15 protein-coding genes are annotated in these 20,970 nt (G+C 43.8%); 9 read left to right on the forward strand and 6 right to left on the reverse strand.

Going from position 1 to position 20,970, the window contains the following annotated elements; all coding sequences use genetic code 11:
• Positions 1–20: 20 nt before the first annotated feature.
• Entirely contained in the window at positions 21–2,363 is a 2,343-nt protein-coding gene (gene lptD, locus IQO02_RS03945; RefSeq protein WP_080572721.1) for an LPS assembly protein LptD, read from the reverse strand.
• A 149-nt stretch (positions 2,364–2,512) separates the two neighbouring features.
• Here lptD and djlA point away from each other — a divergent pair, with 149 nt between their 5' ends.
• Positions 2,513–3,367: a co-chaperone DjlA gene (gene djlA / locus IQO02_RS03950; protein WP_016767779.1), complete on the forward strand. Its 855-nt coding sequence runs from the start codon at positions 2,513–2,515 to the stop codon at positions 3,365–3,367.
• A gap of 57 nt (positions 3,368–3,424) precedes the next feature.
• Positions 3,425–3,970: a DUF924 family protein gene (locus tag IQO02_RS03955; protein WP_016792094.1), complete on the forward strand. Its 546-nt coding sequence runs from the start codon at positions 3,425–3,427 to the stop codon at positions 3,968–3,970.
• Positions 3,971–4,070: 100 nt separating this feature from the next.
• Here IQO02_RS03955 and IQO02_RS03960 read toward each other — a convergent pair whose 3' ends face one another.
• The 5 genes from IQO02_RS03960 to leuA all read right to left on the reverse strand — a co-directional run bounded on the left by IQO02_RS03960 (position 4,071) and on the right by leuA (position 9,925).
• Positions 4,071–4,853 carry a DUF547 domain-containing protein gene (locus IQO02_RS03960; RefSeq protein WP_016799830.1) on the reverse strand — a complete coding sequence of 261 codons (783 nt, stop codon included), beginning with the start codon at positions 4,851–4,853 and terminating at the stop codon, positions 4,071–4,073.
• A gap of 189 nt (positions 4,854–5,042) precedes the next feature.
• Positions 5,043–5,645 (reverse strand): 3-isopropylmalate dehydratase small subunit, encoded by a 603-nt coding sequence (gene leuD, locus IQO02_RS03965; RefSeq protein WP_016799829.1) that lies wholly within the window; start codon positions 5,643–5,645, stop codon positions 5,043–5,045.
• 14 nt (positions 5,646–5,659) lie between these two features.
• Positions 5,660–7,072: a 3-isopropylmalate dehydratase large subunit gene (gene leuC, locus IQO02_RS03970; protein WP_016767777.1), complete on the reverse strand. Its 1,413-nt coding sequence runs from the start codon at positions 7,070–7,072 to the stop codon at positions 5,660–5,662.
• Between the two features lie 117 nt (positions 7,073–7,189).
• Positions 7,190–8,281: a 3-isopropylmalate dehydrogenase gene (gene leuB, locus IQO02_RS03975; protein ID WP_010434488.1), complete on the reverse strand. Its 1,092-nt coding sequence runs from the start codon at positions 8,279–8,281 to the stop codon at positions 7,190–7,192.
• 96 nt (positions 8,282–8,377) lie between these two features.
• The gene (gene leuA, locus IQO02_RS03980) at positions 8,378–9,925 is read right to left on the reverse strand and encodes a 2-isopropylmalate synthase (protein WP_010434490.1); all 1,548 of its coding nucleotides are present in this window, start codon (positions 9,923–9,925) and stop codon (positions 8,378–8,380) included.
• Between the two features lie 567 nt (positions 9,926–10,492).
• On the opposite strand from leuA, the gene IQO02_RS03985 reads away from it, so the two are divergent.
• The 7 genes from IQO02_RS03985 (at position 10,493) to IQO02_RS04015 (ending at position 20,806) form a co-directional block, all read left to right on the forward strand.
• Positions 10,493–11,152 (forward strand): TetR/AcrR family transcriptional regulator, encoded by a 660-nt coding sequence (locus IQO02_RS03985; protein ID WP_016767775.1) that lies wholly within the window; start codon positions 10,493–10,495, stop codon positions 11,150–11,152.
• Complete coding sequence (locus IQO02_RS03990) at positions 11,152–12,489, forward strand: efflux RND transporter periplasmic adaptor subunit (RefSeq protein WP_010434494.1); 1,338 nt, start codon at positions 11,152–11,154, stop codon at positions 12,487–12,489. Before IQO02_RS03985 ends, IQO02_RS03990 begins: the two co-directional genes overlap by 1 nt.
• Complete coding sequence (locus tag IQO02_RS03995; protein ID WP_016789710.1) at positions 12,486–15,593, forward strand: efflux RND transporter permease subunit; 3,108 nt, start codon at positions 12,486–12,488, stop codon at positions 15,591–15,593. The genes IQO02_RS03990 and IQO02_RS03995 overlap by 4 nt, the downstream gene beginning before the upstream one ends.
• Positions 15,594–15,858: 265 nt before the next feature.
• Positions 15,859–16,383, forward strand: a complete 525-nt coding sequence (locus tag IQO02_RS04000; RefSeq protein WP_193838498.1) for a phosphatase PAP2 family protein — start codon at positions 15,859–15,861, stop codon at positions 16,381–16,383.
• A gap of 51 nt (positions 16,384–16,434) precedes the next feature.
• Positions 16,435–17,490, forward strand: coding sequence for an MJ1255/VC2487 family glycosyltransferase (locus IQO02_RS04005; RefSeq protein WP_016767771.1), 1,056 nt, complete (start codon positions 16,435–16,437; stop codon positions 17,488–17,490).
• A gap of 346 nt (positions 17,491–17,836) precedes the next feature.
• Positions 17,837–18,796: a transcriptional regulator LeuO gene (leuO, locus tag IQO02_RS04010; protein ID WP_010434501.1), complete on the forward strand. Its 960-nt coding sequence runs from the start codon at positions 17,837–17,839 to the stop codon at positions 18,794–18,796.
• A gap of 201 nt (positions 18,797–18,997) precedes the next feature.
• Positions 18,998–20,806: an AMP-dependent synthetase/ligase gene (locus tag IQO02_RS04015; protein ID WP_010434506.1), complete on the forward strand. Its 1,809-nt coding sequence runs from the start codon at positions 18,998–19,000 to the stop codon at positions 20,804–20,806.
• Positions 20,807–20,970 lie beyond the last annotated feature (164 nt).

Here is a 20,970-nt window from a genome sequence, read left to right on the forward strand (position 1 = left end):
TGTTTTATCAATAAAGAGAATTAATTATTTAAGAAGAATGGGCGACCGTAACTTAGAGAGTTGTCTGAACTACTATCCCCAACTGCGCCTGAATCAGAGCCTAGATTAGTACCAAAGCCAACAATACCGAAATTCACACCAAAGTTATTTTCATATTCAGGTGTAGTATTTGGATCACTAATATTATTTGTCAACTGGTTGCTATACGTAAATCCGATATACCAACAATCCGATTTATAGTTCAAGCGAGCCAACCACTCTAGATTCTCTTGTGTCGTTAAATCATAGAAGTATTGAGCACTGGCATTCCACTTCCGCGAAATTTGATAAGCACCAAGCAAACCGGCTTGAGAGATACCATCACGAGTTATTGACCCAACATCGATACTTTCGCCTACATTATCCTCAATATATTCTTCCGTAACATAGCGATAGTTGGTTTGTATATAACCACCAGCAAAGCGGTATTCAAGTGTACTGTTGGCAAGTTGCATTGAAGCTGAGTCAATGTCGTATTGCACGCCACCATGGTAGAACAGATAATCATCGTAGTTGAAGTCCATTTCAATAGCCCAAGATGAATAATTGGTTTTTTCACCCGAGTCTTCGCTGCTGCTCAGAGTTTGCTTTGTGTCTTTGTCGAAATAAAAAATTTGACCAAAAGAGATATTAAGACGTTCTTTATATTCGTCATCAAAGAATCGAGATGACGCGCCATAACTTATCTGGTTTGCCGCTGCAATACGATCTACACCACTATATTTACGGCTTCTGAATAGGCCGTAGTAATCGGTCTGGAGTAGCGTTGTATCGTAAAGGCCAATATCGCTTTGATCTTGTTCGGGAACATACAGGTACTGTACTTGTGGCTCGAGTGTTTGAGTGTAGTTGTTGACTATCTTGGTATCTCTTTCTAGAACGATACCAGCGTGACTTCTAAACTCAGGAATCACTCGACTTACCGATTCCTCTAGGCCTTCGTAATCGGAACCAGAACCAGTGTCAACACCATCAAGATCCTGTTGATAATAAGTTCCAAGTAATCGAGCTTCTGTTGTCCACGTACCCCAGGTGTTGCCGACAGGAATCGTAATGCCAGGTTCAACGTGGACACGAGTTGCGGATGGCTTGCCCGAGGCGTCTGTATCGAATAATGAAACATGACTGATTAAATCGAAGTCTAGGTAATCCATCACCTCAGGAGCATAATAGTTATACTCAAGTTGTGGCATTAAGCGATAAGGCAAGTTATTACTTGTTGTGAGGACTTGGAAGTCTCGGACCAATACTGATGCATCCCAGTTTTGAGAACGATACGTCGCTTTACCCTCCTGAAGTAGTTGGCCATCTTCGCGATTACCAATTCCTGAGCTCATATCCGTAAAGTAATCAATATCACTGACTTTAGAGTAATCGACTTCGAACAACCAAGATTGTTGAAATATTCCTGAATGTTCTAGTTGGAAACCCCAACGGTCGCCTTTGTCTGTGTACTTTTGATCGTCTGGTAAATATTCAGACTCGAGGCTGCCTGAACCGAAGTCACTCAAGTATCTGAATTTACTGTTAAGTTGAGTGCCACGCTCTTGCATATACTTGAAGGTGGTTTCCAAGTCGTAGTCTGGAGCTAAGTTCCAATAAACAGGAATCTCCGCTTCAAAACCATCGCTAGAACCGTATGACACGGTTGGATACAAGAAACCGGTTTTACGTGTATCACCGACTGGTACGGTTAAATACGGTAAGTAAAAAACAGGGACACTTTGGATCTCAAAGCGTGGATTATAAAAAGTAGCTTGTTCTTCGTTCTGGTCGACGCTGATACTTGATGCTCTTAGGCGCCAGGCGTTGTCGCCAATAGGGCAAGAGGTAATGGAACCGTCTTCGATTTCATAAACTGCTTTGCCCGTCTTAGATACGTAGACTGCATTACCGCGCCCTGGCTCGCAAAGAAATTCGTAATCGGTATTTTCTAGCGTCATTTCATCTGTAGTCAGATTATTCGTTGCTCTGTCTGACACTGACTTGATTTGACCATCACTAAAGTTTACGTTGCCTTCAGCTACAACGATGTTTTCTTGTTGGTGTAGAGTTACATTGTCAGCAAGAATGGTTTTATTTCCTTGCGTAACTCTTACATCTCCTGAATATATTGCTTTGTCACCATTGATAGCTTCTAAGCGATCTGACTCAACATGAGCGGGTAGCTGTGTCTCGTTTTCTGCAGCGGGCTCGATCAAGCATTGATCTATAGAGGGCATTTCCTGCACACTACTATCGGTAATTGTTTCAGCTTGAGTTGTCGACACGTATAACGCTGTCGTTATCGACGCGGCTAACAAGGTGCGGGAAAAACATTGCATGAAGTTGAACTATCCTGTGTCACTAGATGAAGGGTTGATCTAGTATCAATCCAATTAATAAACCATTTTCCTTATGATAAAGGAAATATTAGCATTCAGCATCATCAGACAGCATTACTCAGACAAAATTCATAGATAGAGAACACATAATGCAAATATTTGGCAAAATTTTGGGCGCTTTTTTTGGCTTTCTATTTGGAGGGCCGCTTGGTTTAGTTTTTGGCCTATTTTTAGGGCACCAATTCGATAAAGCTCGCCGATTGAACCAATCTGGTTTCAATAGTTCTGGTTTTGGTCGAGGTCCAAGCCAAGCAGAAAGACAGAACGAGTTTTTTAAATCCGCCTTTGCGGTTATGGGGCACGTTGCTAAAGCGAAAGGGCAGGTAACGCCGGAAGAGATTCAACTCGCTTCTACCATGATGGAACGCATGAACCTGCATGGCGAACAGCGCAAAGCGGCGCAAGATGCATTCCGAGATGGAAAAGAGAGCGACTTCCCTCTGAGCGACGTACTTGAGCGTGTAAAAATCTCATCGGGTGGTCGTTTTGATCTTTTGCAGTTCTTTTTAGAGCTACAAGTCTCTGCTGCGTTTGCTGATGGAAGCTTGCACCCGAGTGAGCGTCAGGTTCTGCATAAGATAGCTCAAGGCCTAGGGTTTTCGGCAGAGCAACTAGAGCGCCGCTTGCAGATGCAGGAAGCAGCGTTCCGTTTCCAACAGCAAGGTGGAAGCTTTGGGGGGAATCAAGGCCATGGGCAATCATCAGGTTGGCAACAGGCTTCGCAACAGAACCAGCTTGGCGATGCATATAAGGTTCTTGGTGTGAGTGAAAGTGCTGATGGTAAAGAGGTGAAGAAAGCCTACCGTAAATTGATGAATGAGCATCACCCAGATAAACTGATGGCGAAGGGCTTACCGCCTGAGATGATGAATGTTGCGAAAGAAAAATCGCAAGAAATTCAAAATGCTTATGACCTGATAAAGAAGGTCAAAGGTTTTAAGTAATCGAACACCAAACCGAGTAATAACAAAGTTACTCGGTTTTTTATTAAAGGGAATTATATGACGTTAACGTATCAGAATGTTCTAGAGTTTTGGTTCGATGAATTGACGCCTAAAGATTGGTTTACTGGCGGCGCCGAGATTGACGCTTTGATAGCGTCTCGTTTTTCTGAACTGCACAAAGCCGCCATTCAAGGTGAGTTATTTGAATGGCGTCAGACAGCAGAGGGTCGCTTGGCTGAGATTATCGTGCTTGACCAGTTTTCTCGGAATCTTGGTAGAAATAGTCCAGATGCGTTTACTGCAGATCCTATGGCGTTGGTTCTAGCTCAAGAAGCGGTAGCGAGTGGCTTTGATCACCAACTCAATCAACAACAGAAAAGCTTCCTCTACATGCCTTATATGCACAGCGAATCTTTGCTGATGCATGAGCAAGCGGTGCTGCTTTTTTCCCAGACAGGGCTAGAGAATAACCTTGATTTTGAGTTTAAGCACAAGGTGATCATTGAGCGTTTTGGTCGTTACCCACACCGCAATGAAGTACTAGGTCGAACTTCGACTCCTGAGGAAGTTGAGTTCTTACAGCAACCAGACTCAAGCTTTTAATTGTGGATATACGGTCAAAGAATTGATAAGAGGCTAGTGGTTAATAAAACCTCTAGCCTCTTTTTTTGTTTAGCTTTAGTGATTAACTTTCGCGTTAGAACTAGTTTGCTTGGTTAAGTGACCAATCATAGTCATAACTTATTTTTCCCGTGTACGTTACCGACTTTGTTCTGTATTTATCTAAGTGTTTAATCAGTTGTTGTTGGTTGCCAAAATCAACAGCAAACCATTCGTAAATCGATGACAATTGAAGCTGGTTGTTGTTAACCAATACACCCTTATCACTATTGATATACTCAGCTGCAGCGAGTTCTAGCAACATTTCTGTATTATCAGAAGTAAATGCTTGAGATTGTAGATTAGGACAACCTAGACTTGCACAGTTCACCGCGTAATGAGTGCGAGGGTCTTGCCAAATCGGTCTTAAAATTCGATGTTCGATATCATTGAGTGTCAGTGTCTTTCCATTAACTGCAACTACATCATCTCCCCAAGGTCCAAAACTGAATAGTCCGCCGAGCTTAGTGATAGATTTAATTGGGTATGCATTAAGAATCAAATCAACAGTCACTGCATTGTATAGGTTAACCCAATAGGCATACTGTTCAGCTTTTGGATAGTCGAGAGGGTCAATCTGTTCAAGTCGGCTTATGTACTGCTTCAGTTTGGTTTTGTCTGAAGAACTCACCGTTTGATATCTAACTAAGGCGTGTTGACCTTGTTTTACTAAATAGTTATCGAGGAATTGTTGCCAATCTTGATGAGAAACTTTCTCAGAGTTGGCTTCATTACTTTGATTCCAGTAAGGCCAAAGTTCGGACTTAGGCGCAGACCACGCGAAGGTTGAGAAAAGTAGGCTGATAATAACAAGTAGTTGTTTCATGGCATTCTCCTGATGACTAACTACTAAGACCTTGTGGCTTACTATTTTCTTTCATAGCTCTTCAGTTAAACCACAGAGTTGAGTTAAATGAAGAAGTTGAATCGAATAAAAAAGGTTGGCACTGGGCCAACCTTTAGGTGTTATTGAAAACGCTTACTCTATTTCTAGACTGTGCTGTTTCATGGTTCTTTATTTCAGGAAGCTAGGAATCTTTGCTTCAAATTCTGAGATTTTATCGGCGTGCTGAAGTGTAAGGCCTATGTTGTCTAAACCATTCAGTAAGCAGTGACGACGGAACTCATCAATTTCAAACGAGTATTGTTTACCATTAGCACTGACTTTCATCGCTTCTAAATCAACAGTGATTTCAGCGCCTTCATTCGCTTCTACGAATTGGAATAGCTCATCTACCTCTTGCTCAGTCAATCGAACTGGCACCATTTGGTTGTTGATCGAGTTACCATAGAAGATGTCTGCGAAGCTTGGCGCGATCATCACTTGAATACCATAATCAGCAAGCGCCCAAGGTGCATGTTCACGAGATGAACCACAACCGAAGTTTTCACGAGCTAGGAGAATTGAAGCACCTTTGTAGCGAGGAGCGTTCATTACAAACTCTGGGTTTGGTTGTTGGCCTGCATCATCTAGGAAGCGCCAATCGTGGAATAAGTGCTTACCAAAACCGATGCGGTTTACTTTCTGTAGAAACTGCTTTGGAATGATCGCATCCGTATCGATGTTGGCCGTATCTAGAGGAACGACTAATCCGGTGTGTTGTTGAAAACCTGACATGTTAAATCCTCTAATTAAAGTTCACGAATATCGACAAAGTGACCAGCGATTGCTGCTGCGGCTGCCATTGCTGGGCTAACTAGGTGCGTACGACCATCACGGCCTTGGCGACCTTCAAAGTTACGGTTTGATGTAGAAGCACAGCGTTCTTGTGGACCAAGGCGGTCGTTGTTCATTGCAAGACACATAGAACAACCTGGCAAGCGCCATTCGAAGCCGGCTTCTTTAAAGATTACATCTAAACCTTCAGCTTCTGCTTGTGCTTTAACTTGCTCTGAGCCCGGAACGATCAATGCTTGAACATGTTTCGCTACTTGGCGGCCTTTCGCTACCGCAGCGGCTGCGCGCATATCTTCGATACGAGAGTTAGTACAAGAACCCACGAAGACCTTATCGACGTTGTATTCAGATAGAGATTTACCTGCTTCTAGCCCCATGTAAGCCAACGCTTTTTCAGCCGATGCTTTTTCAACAGGATCTGCGAAGCTTTCTGGTGCTGGGATTGGTGTGTCTACTGAAATAACCTGACCTGGGTTAGTACCCCAAGTGACTTGTGGTTTGATTTCAGCTGCTTCTAGCGTGACAACTGCATCGAATTCTGCGTCAGCATCGGTTTTCAATGTGTTCCAGTATTCGATTGCCGCTTCTAAGTCTTCGCCCTCTGGAGAGAACTTACGACCTTTTATGTACTCGTATGTGGTTGCATCTGGAGCGATTAGACCCGCTTTCGCGCCTAGCTCGATTGCCATGTTACATACTGTCATACGACCTTCCATTGTAAGGTCTGTAATTGCCTCACCACAGAATTCAACTACATAGCCTGTTCCGCCTGCAGCTGTTGTCTTGCCGATGATCGCGAGCACGATATCTTTGGCTGTAATACCTTCTGCGACTTTGCCTTTTACTTCGATCTTCATGGTTTTAGCGCGCGCTTGTTTTAGCGTTTGAGTCGCTAGAACATGCTCTACTTCTGAAGTACCGATACCGAATGCTAATGAACCAAATGCACCGTGTGTCGCCGTGTGTGAGTCACCACATACGATGGTCATACCCGGCAGAGTAATACCTAGCTCAGGCCCCATTACGTGCACAATACCTTGGTATTTGTGGTTTAGGTCGTAAAGCGTGACACCAAACTCTTCACAGTTCTTCGATAGCGTTTCCATTTGGATACGAGCCATCTCACCAGAAGCGTTGATGTCTTTGGTTTGTGTCGATACGTTGTGATCCATGGTCGCGAAGGTTTTGCCTACTTGGCGAACTTTACGACCTTTTTCACGCAGGCCATCAAAGGCTTGTGGCGACGTTACTTCGTGGACTAAGTGGCGATCGATATAAAGAATTGGCGTTTCGCCCTTCGCTGCAACTGCAACGTGAGCGTCATAAACTTTTTCGTATAAGGTTTTTGCTTGCTGGTTTGTCGACATAGCTTTTCTTCCTTGGGAGTATCAGTCCCAGTGTTTGTTTCGAGCCAAGTCATGCGGTTTAAGCAGACTTGGCTTGATATTATTCTTATGTACTTGCTTCTAATCTAAGCATCTCGCTTATGAAGCTAAGATGTACTCAGCGATCTTGTCACCCATTTCTGAGGTAGTCAGTGCTTGGTTCTTACCTGCAAGGTCTGCCGTTAGCTCGCCTGCAGAAAGTGCTTTCGATACCGCCGCTTCGATGTCTTGTGCTGCTGCTTCTTCGCCTAGGCTGTAACGAAGCATTAGTGCTGCAGAAAGAATTTGCGCGACTGGGTTTGCAATGTTCTTACCTGCGATATCTGGTGCGCTGCCACCTGCTGGTTCATATAGGCCGAAGTTGCTTTCGTTTAAGCTTGCAGAAGGAAGCATACCCATCGAACCCGTGATCATTGCACACTCATCAGAGATGATGTCACCAAAGATGTTTGAACATAGCATTACGTCAAACTGAGATGGATCTTTGATTAGCTGCATGGTCGCGTTGTCGATGTACATATGGTTTAGCGTGACATCTGGGTAATCTTTTGCGATCTCTTCAACCACTTCACGCCATAAGATAGAGCTCTGCAGAACGTTCGCTTTGTCGATTGAGTAAACATTTTTGTTACGTAGACGTGCAGATTCAAACGCAATCTTTGCAATACGTTCGATTTCGTAACGGTGGTAAACCTCTGTATCAAAAGCTTTCTCAGTTGCGCCTTCGCCTTCACGACCTTTAGGTTGGCCGAAGTAGATACCGCCGGTTAGTTCACGAACAACAACGATGTCGAAACCATTACCTGAAATGTCAGCGCGTAAAGGAGAGAAAGACTCTAAACCCTTGTGGATTTGCGCAGGACGTAGGTTACAGAACAGTTGGAAGTGCTTACGTAGAGGAAGTAGGGCACCACGCTCTGGTTGATCGTTTGGTGGAAGGTGTTCCCACTTAGGACCGCCAACCGAGCCAAATAGTACTGCGTCAGATTCTTCACAGCCTGTTACTGTCGTTTCTGGAAGTGGACAGCCGTGGTTATCAATGGCGATACCACCAACATCATACTCTTCACGAGAAAAGCTAATCGCGTGCTTCTTTTCAATCGCGTCTAGCACTTTGTGTGCTTGCTGCATTACTTCTGGGCCAATGCCATCACCAGGTAGTACGGCAATTTTGTATGATTTATCTGTCATGTTAATCCTTTAATTCTTGTTACTGAGCGGTTTGGCTCGTTTTAAATTTTGTCCCTAAAGCCAACAACATCGGCTCTAGGGCTCTGTTATTGGGTATTAAACTGTTGCGAATTTTTGTTGTTTCATTTCAGCGATAGTGTCTGCACGTTGAATACTATTGATAACATGCAGTAACGCTTGACCAGAAGCTTCAACGATATCTGTTGAAACACCTGTGCCGTGGTACTTACGGCCTTTATAATTCGCAATGATATCCGCTTGGCCTAAGCCATCTTCGCCTTCACCTTTTGCAGTAAGGTCGAATTTATCCAATGCAATTTCGTAACCCGTTAAGCGGTAGATACATTGGTATAAAGCATCAACAGGGCCGTTACCTACAGCCGCTTCGCATTTTTCTTCATCACCACATTGCAATTTGATGCTGGTGGTAGACATAACACTACCAGATTGTACGCTTAGGTAGTTAAGTTTATAGAAGTCATCTTCGTCACGTAGATTGGCGAAGTGCATTAATGCTTCTAGGTCGTAATCGAATACTTGACCTTTACGGTCAGCTAGCTTCAAGAAGTCTTCGTACAATGAATCTAGGTTGTACTCATTATCTTTATAACCCATTGCGTCCATATGGCTCTTAACAGCCGCTCGGCCACTACGACTTGTTAGGTTCAATGCCTTGTTTTTCAAGCCAATAGACTCAGGTGTCATTATCTCGTAAGTGTTCTTATTCTTAAGCATGCCATCTTGGTGAATACCTGAAGAGTGACTGAATGCGTTGGCACCGACGATAGCTTTATTGTCTTGAATTGGCATGTGGCAAAGCTGGCTCACCAACTTACTTGTACGGTGAATCTCTTTATGATCTAAGCCGGTATGAACCCCCAAAAACTCTTGGCGAGTTTTGATGATCATTGCGATTTCTTCTAAAGAACAGTTACCCGCACGCTCACCAATACCATTGATTGTGCCTTCAATTTGTCGAGCACCCGCTTGAACGGCAGCGATTGAGTTAGCAACCGACATACCCAAGTCATCGTGACAGTGAACAGAGATGATTGCTTTATCGATGTTGGGTACGCGATCAAATAGTGTTTGGATAATGCCACCGAATTCATTCGGTACTGTGTAGCCAACGGTGTCTGGAATGTTGATGGTTTTTGCGCCTGCGTTAATCGCGGCCTCAACCATACGACATAGGTTGTCGATAGGGGTGCGACCAGCATCTTCACAAGAGAACTCAACATCGTCGGTGTAGTTACGTGCATGTTTTACTGCTTTCACTGCCATCTCTACGACATCATCGTAGCTACGGCGTAATTTGTCTTGTACGTGAACCGTTGATGTTGAGATGAAGGTATGAATACGGAACTGGTCAGCTACTTTTAGTGCTTCTGCAGCGGCGTCTATATCTTTTGCAACGGCACGAGAAAGCGCACAAATACGGCTACCTTTAATGTGTTTAGCGATGGTTTGTACGGACTCAAAATCACCTGGAGAAGAGATAGGGAAGCCAGCTTCGATAACATCCACACCCAGTCTCTCAAGAGCGTAAGCGATCTGTAACTTCTCTTTTACTGTCAGGCTTGCAGCCAATGCTTGCTCGCCGTCACGTAAGGTCGTATCAAAAATTATTACTTGATCGTTCATGGGTGCTTCCTTATATCGATAATGAATCGATTGCTATCCAAATTATTATTAAGAATGATGTTCTTTTAAAAGTGCCAGTTACAAAAAAACCCGCTCAGCGCGGGTTTTAATATTTGTGTAGTTCTTGACCCACAACTTACCCGCGCGATTGGTTCACGATAAGGAGAAGTTTCAGCAGTCGAGAAGAAGAAAAAATCATTACACAAATATCCGTAAATAAACTGTTAACACCATATTTACCGCAATTTATTCTAAGCGTCAAACAAGAAAATCCAATATCAGTGTGCATCGCTGGTGTTTTTGTTTGGTTTATGCTGTTTTTGTCCCTTATGTTGGTTTATTCATTTGTTTGTTGGTTTTGTGTTGGCGGGTTAGTTTATCGATTGGCTTATGTATAGGTTAAAACTTTGTAGTAAATCTTTTTGTTGGAACGATTCACCAGCAAAATCGAATGTGCGGCGAAATTAATTAATCAATTGATTAAATAATGAGTAATTAATCTTCTACAGTTGTGCTTGTTTATCTCTATAATTAATCAAACGATTAATTATAGAGCAGGTCAAAGCAATGACAGTACGTAAAGCCGGGCGACCTCAGCAGAACCTTGATGTGCGGCAACTACTCATTGAACACGCTCGGGATCTGTTCGTTGTTCAATCCTACGATAAAGTATCGACACGCCTAATTGCAGAGCGTGCTGGAGTAAACATTGCCATGATCCGTTATTACTTCGGTAATAAAGCGGGGTTGTTCGAGGCGATGCTGCGGGAAACGCTTCGTCCGATGCAGCTACAAATGCAGAAGTTAGTTGAAGAAAGCAGTCATGAGAACTTTCTCGATTTAATGCGGACTTACTACAAAGAGATGGTTAAAGTGCCCAAGTTTCCTCGGTTGATTGCCCAGGTAATGAATATGCCGCCATCGGAAGTGCAAAGAGAGTTGCTCGAAAAGGTCTTCCTCGATGTTGCCAAACCGGCGCAAGACGTCATTTTTGAAAAGCTTGTTGAACAGGGAATATTGAAACAAAACATGGATCCAAAACTGTGTCGTGTTTCGTATATAAGCTTGATGGTTTTCCCCTTTATTGCACCACCTCCTTTACTAGCGATTCATGGTATTGAGCTTAATGAAGAGTTTCTAAATCGTTTAATCGAACACAACATCCAATTGATGACCGAAGGCTTTATTAATGTAGAGAGCACTTCGACCTTGCAGGAACCAAGATAATGAAAATAAGTAAAAAACTCCTCTTTTTTCCAGCGTTGGCAGTTGGTGTAATTGGTTTGGTGGTTGCGATTAATTTGAAGCCGGATCTTCCAACTAAACCTGCGGGTGACCGAGCTCGTTTAGTGGAAACTCTAAGCTTAGAACAGCAACTGATAGCGCCATTAGCGGTTGGCTTTGGCAAAGTGGTGCCAAAAGTCGAATGGAAAGCGATTGCTGAGGTGACAGGACAGATTGTGTATCGACATCCGGATCTTGATAAAGGCCAAGTGATCCCTGCAGGAACGGTTGTACTCAAGGTTGATCCTTTGGATTACGAGCTGAAGCTGATACAAGCGGAAGCGGATCTTAAATCAAGCCAAACTTCGCTAGCAAAATTGAATCAAGAAGAAGACAACCTGAATCAGACTCTAAAGATCGAAAAGAATCGCTTGGTGATCAGCAATAAAGAGCTACAACGTAAACAAGACCTGCGTAAGAAAGGGCTGACATCTCAATCGGATGTCGACCTCCAACAACAAAGCGCGTTGTCTCAACAGAAGTTAGTGTTAGATATTGCTAACCAAATTACCTTGATGCCTGATGAAAAACGCGTCGCGGAGGCCGTGATTAAGGTGAACGTGTCTAAGGTGAAAGAGGCACAACGCTCTTTGGATAAGACGACCATCACTTTGCCAAGAGCGATGCGAATTGCTCAAGTCGATATCGAACAAAACCAAGTAGTTAATCTTCAGCAAGAAATGTTTGTTGCTCATGGGATTAATATTATGGAAGTTGAGGCACAACTTTCTATTCACGACATGCAAACTTTAGCTTCAAGTTTTACTCAATTCCCTCGCGATGCTGCTGGAATTCCAACCCCTGACCAAGCACCGATCAAAGCGAGTGTTCAACTGAATAGTGGCAGTTTGAATCTGAGCTGGCCTGCAAAGGTAGCGAGAATTAGTGAAACCGTTGATGAAAACCAAGCGACGGCGGGGATTATTCTCGAGATCGCTCAAGACTATTCACAACTGCAGCCAAGCAATGCGACCCCTTTGGTCAACGGTATGTTTGTAAAAGCTGAGATTGAAGGTGTAGCAAATCTAAGTTGGGTGTTGCCTGAACGAGCGCTACATGGTGACAAAATTTATCTAATGGACGATAACTCTCGTCTGAAAATGGTGAATGTTGAAGTGCTTTATCGTAGAGACAACCAAGTGGTTGTGAACGGGGAGCTTCAAACGGGCGACAAACTGGTTCTCAATGACTTATTACCAGCCATTGAAGGCATGTTACTCAAAGAATCGGGCTCAAAAGAAGTGGCACTTGAACCTGATACTCAGGAGAGTGCGTCATGATCAAGTTTTTCTCTAGGCACCCAACAGCAGCGAACCTGTTGATGCTTGGGTTGTTGATTATGGGCTTAACCTCATTATCAACCATTAAGCGTGAGACTTTCCCTGCCTACGACCCACCTTACATCATGGCGGCCATTGTTTATCCCGGAGCTTCCCCACAAGAAGTGGAAGAGAGCTTATGTGTACGAATGGAAGATGCTGTTGATGGCCTAGCCAACATTGAAGAAACTCAGTGTGAGGCGATTGAAGGCAGCGCGCGTTTAATTCTGAAGCTCAATGAGAAAGCAGACATCGGTCGAATGCTGGTGGACGTGCAAACTCAGATCAATTCGATCAATGATTTTCCGAGCGAGATTGAATCTCCGGTTGTTCAAGAGCTGGATTGGAATGAACCGGTTGTTGATATCGCGATTACAGCAGAAACGTCATGGCCGGAACTTAAGGCCTATGCGGAAGACTTAAAACGTACCATGAAGCTCGATTACGACGTTTCATTGGTCGAAGTCAGTGGATTCTCGGATCACCAATATCGTGTGGAACTGGATACCCAAGCCATTCGTCAGTTAGGTTTGAGTGTCGGTGATATTGCGGACCAAATCGGTCGTCAGAATGTAAAGCTACCGAGCGGCAATGTTGAAACGCCAGACAAAAACTTCCTGATTCGTTTTGATGAGAGACGCATCACTCCGGTTGAATTAGAGAGTATCGTGGTGGGTTCTGCGCCGAATGGTTCAGTGATCCGTTTGAGGGATATTGCCAAGATCACCGATCGCTTTGAACTGGATGAACAGAAGGTTCTGTTTGATGGTAAGCCTTCTGCGCTATTGAAGATCAGTAAAAACAAAGAAGATGATGCGCTACGAATCAAAGAGAACGTTACTCGATTCGTGGAAGATCAAAGCGCGATTGCCCCCGATGGCGTGACGCTACAAATGACCAATGATCTATCATCGGTACTCTGGGATCGTCTAACCATGATGGTACGCAACGGCTGGCAAGGTATTGTGCTGGTGTTTGCTACTATGTGGTTGTTCTTCAGTTTGCGATATTCATTCTGGGTTGCGGCAGGTTTGCCCGTAGCCTTCCTTGGTGGCTTGTTCTTAATGGCGAACCTTGGCCTATCGATCAACATCATGTCACTGGTCGGCTTATTAATGGCGATTGGTATTATGATGGATGACGCCATCGTGATTGCCGAATCGATAGCCTCCCATTTAGATAGGGGGCAAAACGTTGATGATGCGGTGTACAACGGTGTTAAGAAAGTGCTCCCCGGGGTGTTATCTTCTTTTTTAACTACAGTGTGTATTTTCGGTAGCTTACTATTCCTTGATGGGGAAATGGGCGCGGTGCTTAAAGCGGTGCCTCAGGTACTTATCTTGGTGTTGTCTCTGAGTTTAATCGAAGCGTTTCTTATTTTACCCAATCACTTATCTCATTCATTACACAAAGAAAAAAATGATAAGCCAGCGCTGCGCTTCAAAGTAGTGTTGCTTGAAAAATTTGAGAACTTCCGCAATACAACTTTGATGAACATGGTCGAGAAGGTCGTGACGTTCCGCTATGCATTTATGGGCGGAGTGCTGACACTGTTGTTGCTTTCTATTGCCTTGATTGCGGGTGGTGCTGTTAAGTTCCAACCTTTCCCCGAATTGGATGGAGACATTGCTGAAGCGCGTATCATTCTTCCGCCGGGGGCGTCATTGTCTCAAACCGAGAGAGTCGTCGATAAAATAGTCGCGTCTGCTGAGCGTTTGAACGTGCGGTGGAGTGAAGAGGTCGAAGAGGGCAATGAGTTGGTGGAACACATCACGAGCCAATTTAATGCTAATGCTGATGCCAGTGAATCTGGACCGCATCTCGCGACTGTCCGTTTAGATCTGCGTGGTGCAGAAAGTCGAAACACGGTGATCGATGATTTCATTGATGCATGGCGAGAAGATATCGGTGACTTGGCAGATCCTATCTCGTTAGTTTTTAAACAACCCACCATGGGGCCTGGCGGTCGTGCTATTGAGATCCGCGCTAAACATGATGATCTTGCAGCGTTGAAATCGGCTTCTTTGGATATTCAGGAATACCTCAATCAGTTTGATGGCGTGCATGGTGTTCTAGATGACATGCGCATGGGTAAAGAGGAGATCTTAGTGAAGCTGCGCCCAGGAGCCGAAACCTACAATGTGAATGGGCAGATGATTGCTTCTCAGTTGCGTGCTGCATTCTTCGGGCAAACGGCGGATGAGATTCAAATCGGTGTTGAGAATATCTCGATAGAGGTGCGTCTTGATAAGGAACAAGCGGGCGACATACAGCAGCTGGCTAACTTCCCGATCATTACCGCCGACGGCAGTCAGATCCCGTTAGCAACGTTGGCGACATTAGATTTCCAACGTAACTACGTGCGAATTCAGCGTATTGATGGACTGAGAACTATCAGCATCTTTGGTGATATTGATAATAAGAAGGCGAGCTCGTCGGCGATTTTGGCTCAGTTCCAAAAAGATGAAGCAGCCAAGCTCATTCAAAAATACCCAGGCTTGCGCTTTGATTTTGAAGGTGAAGCCAAAGATGCCGCTAAGACAGGAGCATCAATGGGTAAAGGGTTCTTACTCGGCTTATTCGGTGTGTTTGCGATTCTTAGCTATCAGTTCCGAAGCTACTTAGAGCCTGTGGTCGTGATGTTAGCCATTCCACTCGCCTTTATTGGCGTGGTTGTTGGTCACTGGATACTTGGGCACGCTTTGAGTATGCCAAGCATGATGGGCTTTGTGTCGCTGGCCGGAATCGTGGTCAATGATTCTATTTTGTTAGTGCAATACATTCGCCATCACGTCGATGAAGGCGATAGCGTACATGACTCAGTGGTGAAAGCGAGTCGCGAGCGTTTCCGAGCAGTATTTTTGACTTCAATGACCACAGCCGCAGGTTTGCTACCACTGCTAACAGAAACCAGCTTGCAGGCTCAGGTTATCCAACCGCTGGTGATATCAATTGTGTTTGGTATTTTTGCTTCGACCTTGCTAGTGCTGTTTATGATTCCGGCGGCTTACGCAATACTGGCGGACTTTGGTTTAGTGAAAAAGCACGAGCCACTCGAATTATAGACGTTGGATTGACTCCTTTATAAAGGAGCAAAATCGATTTAAAACAAAGCGACCTAGTGTCGCTTTTTTATTGGTTGAGTCTTTGTCTATCTGGGTTAACTTGCTGGGTGCGATTCTTCGTGTACATCCTTGGCCTTTCGGATGGGACAGTGGCAACACAGTCTCTAGAACAAATTTCATTTTACTTCATTCAAAACGTCACTTAACTGTCATTTGTGAGGCATAACTTGAGCCTTAACTGAATAAGGATTGTTAAGGAGATCGTATGCGTACTATCGAACCTATTGTCCGCTGGGATGTGGCATTTTCTGTTTTCTGTTTGAAGAGTCGTTATAGCGGGCAACATGCAACGCTGAGTAAAGCGATATCTCATACTGGAGATGGACACCTTTACATTTTGATTGCTCTGGTCGCGCTGTTGGTGGATAGCAATGCTGGCCGAGATTTTCTCTTGGTGGGCTTAACTGCCTTTGCAATCGAGTTACCTATTTACTGGTTTGCCAAAAATACCCTCAAGCGTCGCAGACCAGCTGAATTCTCTTCACTGCTTTACTCCCATATCGTTCCATCTGACAAATACAGCCTTCCATCTGGACATTCGGCTGCTGCTTTTGTTATGGCGACCTTAATCGGACATTTCTATCCAAGCTTGTATCTCTTTAGTTTGATTTGGGCTGCAGCGATTGCGGGCTCGCGAATCTTGCTTGGTGTGCACTTTTTAACGGATGTGCTAATTGGCGCTGTCTTGGGGGTAGCTTGTACTAGCCTAGCCATCAGCTTCATTTTGTAATCACTTTTGTCAGTCGTTGCCGAGCTTAAGCTCAAACCTAAAGGAACACCCATGAAAATATTATATGGCGTACAAGGTACAGGGAATGGTCATATCGCTCGTGCAAGAGCAATGGCGGTGGCTTTTCGCCAACAAAATATCGATGTCGACTTCCTATTCTCAGGACGAGATGAGAGCAAGTACTTCTCAATGGAAGAGTTTGGGAACTATCAAACCCGCGATGGCTTAACTTTTTTCAGTGAGCAAGGGCAGGTTAAGTACGGTAAAACATTCATCAAGAATAATATCTGGCGATTTATGCGTGAAATTAACCAGATCGATCTGATGCCTTATGACTTAGTGCTTAATGACTTTGAACCTGTGACTGCATGGGCGGCTAAGAGACAGGGTGTACCATGTATTGGCATAAGCCACCAAAATGCGTTCCGCTACGATGTGCCTAAAGAAGGAGGAAACTGGATTGAACATTCAGTGATTCAGTACTTCGCGCCAACAGAGCACTCTATTGGTCTTCATTGGTATCACTTTGAGCAACCCATATTACCTCCTATAGTTCACACGCTGACTCATCATGAACAAACGACAGCGCCACAAAATTTCACTTTGGTTTATTTACCGTTTGAAGATCTTGAGGCGATTTCGGAGTTGTTGATGAAGTTCATTTCTCATCATTTTATCTGTTATCACCCCAATGTTATTGAGCACAGTCGAGTCGAAAATATTGAGTTCAAACCACTCAGTCATGCAGGCTTCCAATTTGACCTGAATCAGTGCTCTGGTGTGGTCGCTAACGGTGGCTTCGAATTGCCATCAGAAGCCTTAACTTTGGGTAAAAAGTTGCTTCTCAAACCGCTTGATGGGCAGTTCGAACAACAAAGCAATGTCGCCACGCTAGAAGCTCTGGGGTTGGCACAAACGATGAGCTTTTTAGATGCGGCTATTTTACGTAGCTGGCTCAATGAAAAACAGGCAGAAATAGTGACCTATCCCGACGTGGCAAGTGCACTCGTTGAGTGGGTTTTAGCGGGGAATTGGTCTGACCAAGATGCCTTAAGTAAACAGCTTTGGGATAAGGTGGATTTTCCTAGTTATGCATCGTTAACCTGATTCATAAGTGGAGTTTTTGAATTAACTAGCTAAACAATTCATGAGTTCAATAAATTGTAACAAATGTAACTGAACGATAGAACAGCTAAATAAGTCGAAATGAAACTCATAAATGTCTTATTTTATGTTTTTTTATAACTCCATAAATACATGATTTTAAAATGTTATTTAATCATTAAGGTAAAATTAAATTATTCTTTATCAATCTTGTTGGTAGCTCGAGATGTATTGGTTAATAGTAATGGCAATCCGAAAAGTATCGGTCTGGTAAATATAAGAATTAGTGGTTATCTATTGCCATACCATTACCAATTTAACGCTGTCGAAGCGACTAGAGGCAACTTGAATGTTAGAGAAAAAAGACGCAATGAGTGCAATTGCAAGCTACAGAATGGAAAGCACACTTCGTGGAGTCGACTTAAATCTTTTGACTGTATTTGATGCAGTTATGCAAGAGCAAAACATTACACGTGCAGCTCACAACCTGGGCATGTCTCAGCCTGCTGTAAGTAACGCTGTTGCTCGTCTAAAAGTGATGTTTAACGACGAACTATTCATGCGTCAAGGTCGTGGTATTCAACCAACTCAACGTGCTCGTCAACTGTTTGGCCCAATCCGCCAAGCACTGCAGTTAGTACGCAACGAACTACCAAGTTCTGTGTTCTCGCCAGAGTCGTCTTCTCGCCTGTTCAAACTTGCGATTTGTAGCCCTTGTGATATGCGTTTTGCTCCTAAGATTATGTCGACAATCAACGACCAAGCACCTAGCGTTAAGCTGCATATGGATGCAGAGTTCGATCGTCAGCTTTCTGAGCGTATGCGTTACCAAGAAATCGACTTCGTGATTGATTACGCTCGTTTTGATGAGCAAGGTTTCTCAAGCACTGAAATCTTCCAAGATGAATTGGTTGTGGTTGCTTCTGCTTCTCACCCTCGAATTAATGGTGAAGTTTCAGCAACTGAGTTGTTGAATGAAAAGCACGCAAAATTGTCTCGCATTCACGGTCAACGTAGCTTCTCTGAGCAAGCTTACCGTGACCTAGATTGCACGCCTTTCTACGAAGGTACGAGCTTGAGCAACGTTCTTTACGTTGTTGGTCAATCTGAATTAGTGACGATTGCACCTCGTTGGATGGTAGAACATGCAGCAAATAAAGAGCAGCTTCAGATTCTAGATTTCCCATTCGATAATGCGGCAATTTCAGGCTTCCTAAGCTGGCACGAATCAAGTGAAAAGGATAAAGGACACATTTGGTTACGAGATCAGTTAATGATGATCTGTGGCGAAGTAGTGGCACTTAACTAGACACTAATCCCTATGATTTATAAGCCCTGAGCTGGGAGTCTGGCTTAGGGCTTTTTTGTACCTGCTATTTTTGTTGATAGAAAACTTAGCGTGAGACGTACTATTACTTATAACTTTGAGCTTCGTCAGTTGCCTTTTCTATGATCGGAGGTACACTTGTGCGCTCAAAAAAGCTTACAGGTGTAAGCCAAAGGTAAAGAGATGGCCAATTTAGATTTTCATATCGTAAAAAGACTTCGTGACCAAATTGCCCAAGGCGGCAACCGTACAGCTTTGAAGCACAAAGTCGACAATGTATGGCAAGGTATTAGCTGGGAGCAGTTTGGACAGCAGATCGATACGCTTTCATTAGCACTATTGGCTCAAGGATTGAGAGTTCAAGATAAGATCGGTATCTTTTCCAACAATATGCCTCAGTGGACTGTGGCAGATTTCGCATCTTTGCAGGCTCGTCTTGTCACTGTGCCGATTTATCCAACCAATACTGCTGCGCAGTCTTCTTACATTATCCAAAATGCGGATGTGAAGATCTTATTCGTTGGTGAGCAAGCTCAATTCGATGCTGCGGTTAGCCTCTTTGAAGAGTGCGAACAGCTGGAAGTTGTTGTGGCGATGTCTAATGATATCAACATTCAAGAACACAGCTTTGCCGTATCGTGGCAAGATTTCATGGCACGTGGTGTTGAAGCTCAACAAGTTGAACTTGACGTTCGTTTGGCTGATGCAAGCATGGATGACTTACTGACCCTTATTTATACCTCTGGCACGACAGGCCAACCAAAAGGTGTGATGCTTGATTACACCAATATTGGCTATCAATTAAAAGGTCACGATGAACGTCTCAGCTTGACTAAAGATGATGTATCACTGTGTTTCTTACCTTTGTCACATGTGTTTGAGCGCGCTTGGACTTTCTATGCCCTCTATAAAGGTGCAACCAACTGTTACCTACAAGATACGATGCAAGTGCGTGATGCTCTAAGCGATGTGAAACCGACAGTAATGTGTGCAGTTCCACGTTTCTACGAGAAGATTTTCTCAGCGATTCACGAGAAGGTATCAAAAGCACCGTTTATCCGTAAGGTGCTGTTTACTTGGGCGGTGAACATGGGAGCAAAGCTTTCTGTTTGTCACCAAGAAGGTCGTACTCCATCGTTTATGCTGAAGAAGAGTCATGCTTTAGCCGATAAACTTGTGCTATCTAAATTGAGAGCTCTGCTAGGCGGTAATATCAACTTCATGCCATGTGGTGGCGCGAAGCTTGATGAAACCATTGGTCGCTTCTTCCATGCTATCGGAATCAACGTAAAACTTGGCTACGGCATGACAGAAACCACGGCAACAGTATCGTGCTGGGATGACCGCTGTTTTAACCCTGATTCGATTGGTATGTCGATGCCGGGTGCTGAAGTAAAAATTGGTGCTAAGGACGAGATTCTTGTTCGTGGTCCAATGGTGATGCGTGGTTACTACAAGATGCCAGAAGAGACCGCTAACACGTTTGACGAGCATGGCTTCCTGAAAACCGGCGATGCGGGTCATTTTGATGAAAATGGTAACCTGTTCATTACTGATCGTATCAAAGAATTGATGAAGACCTCTGGCGGTAAGTACATTGCCCCACAAGTGGTTGAAGGCGCGATTGGTAAAGATCATTTTATCGAACAGATAGCCGTTATCGCTGATACACGCAAATTCGTTTCAGCTCTGATTGTTCCTTGTTATGACTCTCTAGAAGAGTATGCCAAAGAGCTTAATATCAAATATCATGACCGCGTTGAGCTTGTTAAGCATCACCAAATTATCGAGATGCTAGAGAAACGTGTGAATAACCTACAGCAAGAACTGGCTAAGTTTGAGCAAGTAAAGAAATTCAAACTGCTGCCAAAAGCATTTTCTATGGATGATGGTGAACTGACACCGACTCAGAAATTGCGTCGTAAAGTTATCAACGATAAGTATCAAGACGAAATCGAAGAAATGTACAATGAAAAGCCTAAAGATAAGTAGTTTTCTGCTTAGATAAATTTTCAGTTGTTCAAAAATCCCCCTACGAATGTGATTGCATTTTTAGGGGGATTTTTTGTGTCTAGCGATCCAACACAATGTGCGAAAGCGCACACTGATTAAGCTGTTATTTATAGATAAATAGCGATTCATTTAAATATTAAGTG

Origin of the sequence: Vibrio sp. OPT24 (genome assembly GCF_015163545.1) — a bacterium.
In the GTDB taxonomy this organism is placed as follows: Bacteria; Pseudomonadota; Gammaproteobacteria; order Enterobacterales; family Vibrionaceae; genus Vibrio; species Vibrio cyclitrophicus.

Bases quoted from the DNA above. Each gene is read 5' to 3' on its own strand.
- lptD (WP_080572721.1), bottom strand. From the start codon at position 2,363: ATGCAATGTTTTTCCCGCACCTTGTTAGCCGCGTCGATAACGACAGCG.
- djlA (WP_016767779.1), top strand. From the start codon at position 2,513: ATGCAAATATTTGGCAAAATTTTGGGCGCTTTTTTTGGCTTTCTATTT.
- IQO02_RS03955 (WP_016792094.1), top strand. From the start codon at position 3,425: ATGACGTTAACGTATCAGAATGTTCTAGAGTTTTGGTTCGATGAATTG.
- IQO02_RS03960 (WP_016799830.1), bottom strand. From the start codon at position 4,853: ATGAAACAACTACTTGTTATTATCAGCCTACTTTTCTCAACCTTCGCG.
- leuD (WP_016799829.1), bottom strand. From the start codon at position 5,645: ATGTCAGGTTTTCAACAACACACCGGATTAGTCGTTCCTCTAGATACG.
- leuC (WP_016767777.1), bottom strand. From the start codon at position 7,072: ATGTCGACAAACCAGCAAGCAAAAACCTTATACGAAAAAGTTTATGAC.
- leuB (WP_010434488.1), bottom strand. From the start codon at position 8,281: ATGACAGATAAATCATACAAAATTGCCGTACTACCTGGTGATGGCATT.
- leuA (WP_010434490.1), bottom strand. From the start codon at position 9,925: ATGAACGATCAAGTAATAATTTTTGATACGACCTTACGTGACGGCGAG.
- IQO02_RS03985 (WP_016767775.1), top strand. From the start codon at position 10,493: ATGACAGTACGTAAAGCCGGGCGACCTCAGCAGAACCTTGATGTGCGG.
- IQO02_RS03990 (WP_010434494.1), top strand. From the start codon at position 11,152: ATGAAAATAAGTAAAAAACTCCTCTTTTTTCCAGCGTTGGCAGTTGGT.
- IQO02_RS03995 (WP_016789710.1), top strand. From the start codon at position 12,486: ATGATCAAGTTTTTCTCTAGGCACCCAACAGCAGCGAACCTGTTGATG.
- IQO02_RS04000 (WP_193838498.1), top strand. From the start codon at position 15,859: ATGCGTACTATCGAACCTATTGTCCGCTGGGATGTGGCATTTTCTGTT.
- IQO02_RS04005 (WP_016767771.1), top strand. From the start codon at position 16,435: ATGAAAATATTATATGGCGTACAAGGTACAGGGAATGGTCATATCGCT.
- leuO (WP_010434501.1), top strand. From the start codon at position 17,837: ATGTTAGAGAAAAAAGACGCAATGAGTGCAATTGCAAGCTACAGAATG.
- IQO02_RS04015 (WP_010434506.1), top strand. From the start codon at position 18,998: ATGGCCAATTTAGATTTTCATATCGTAAAAAGACTTCGTGACCAAATT.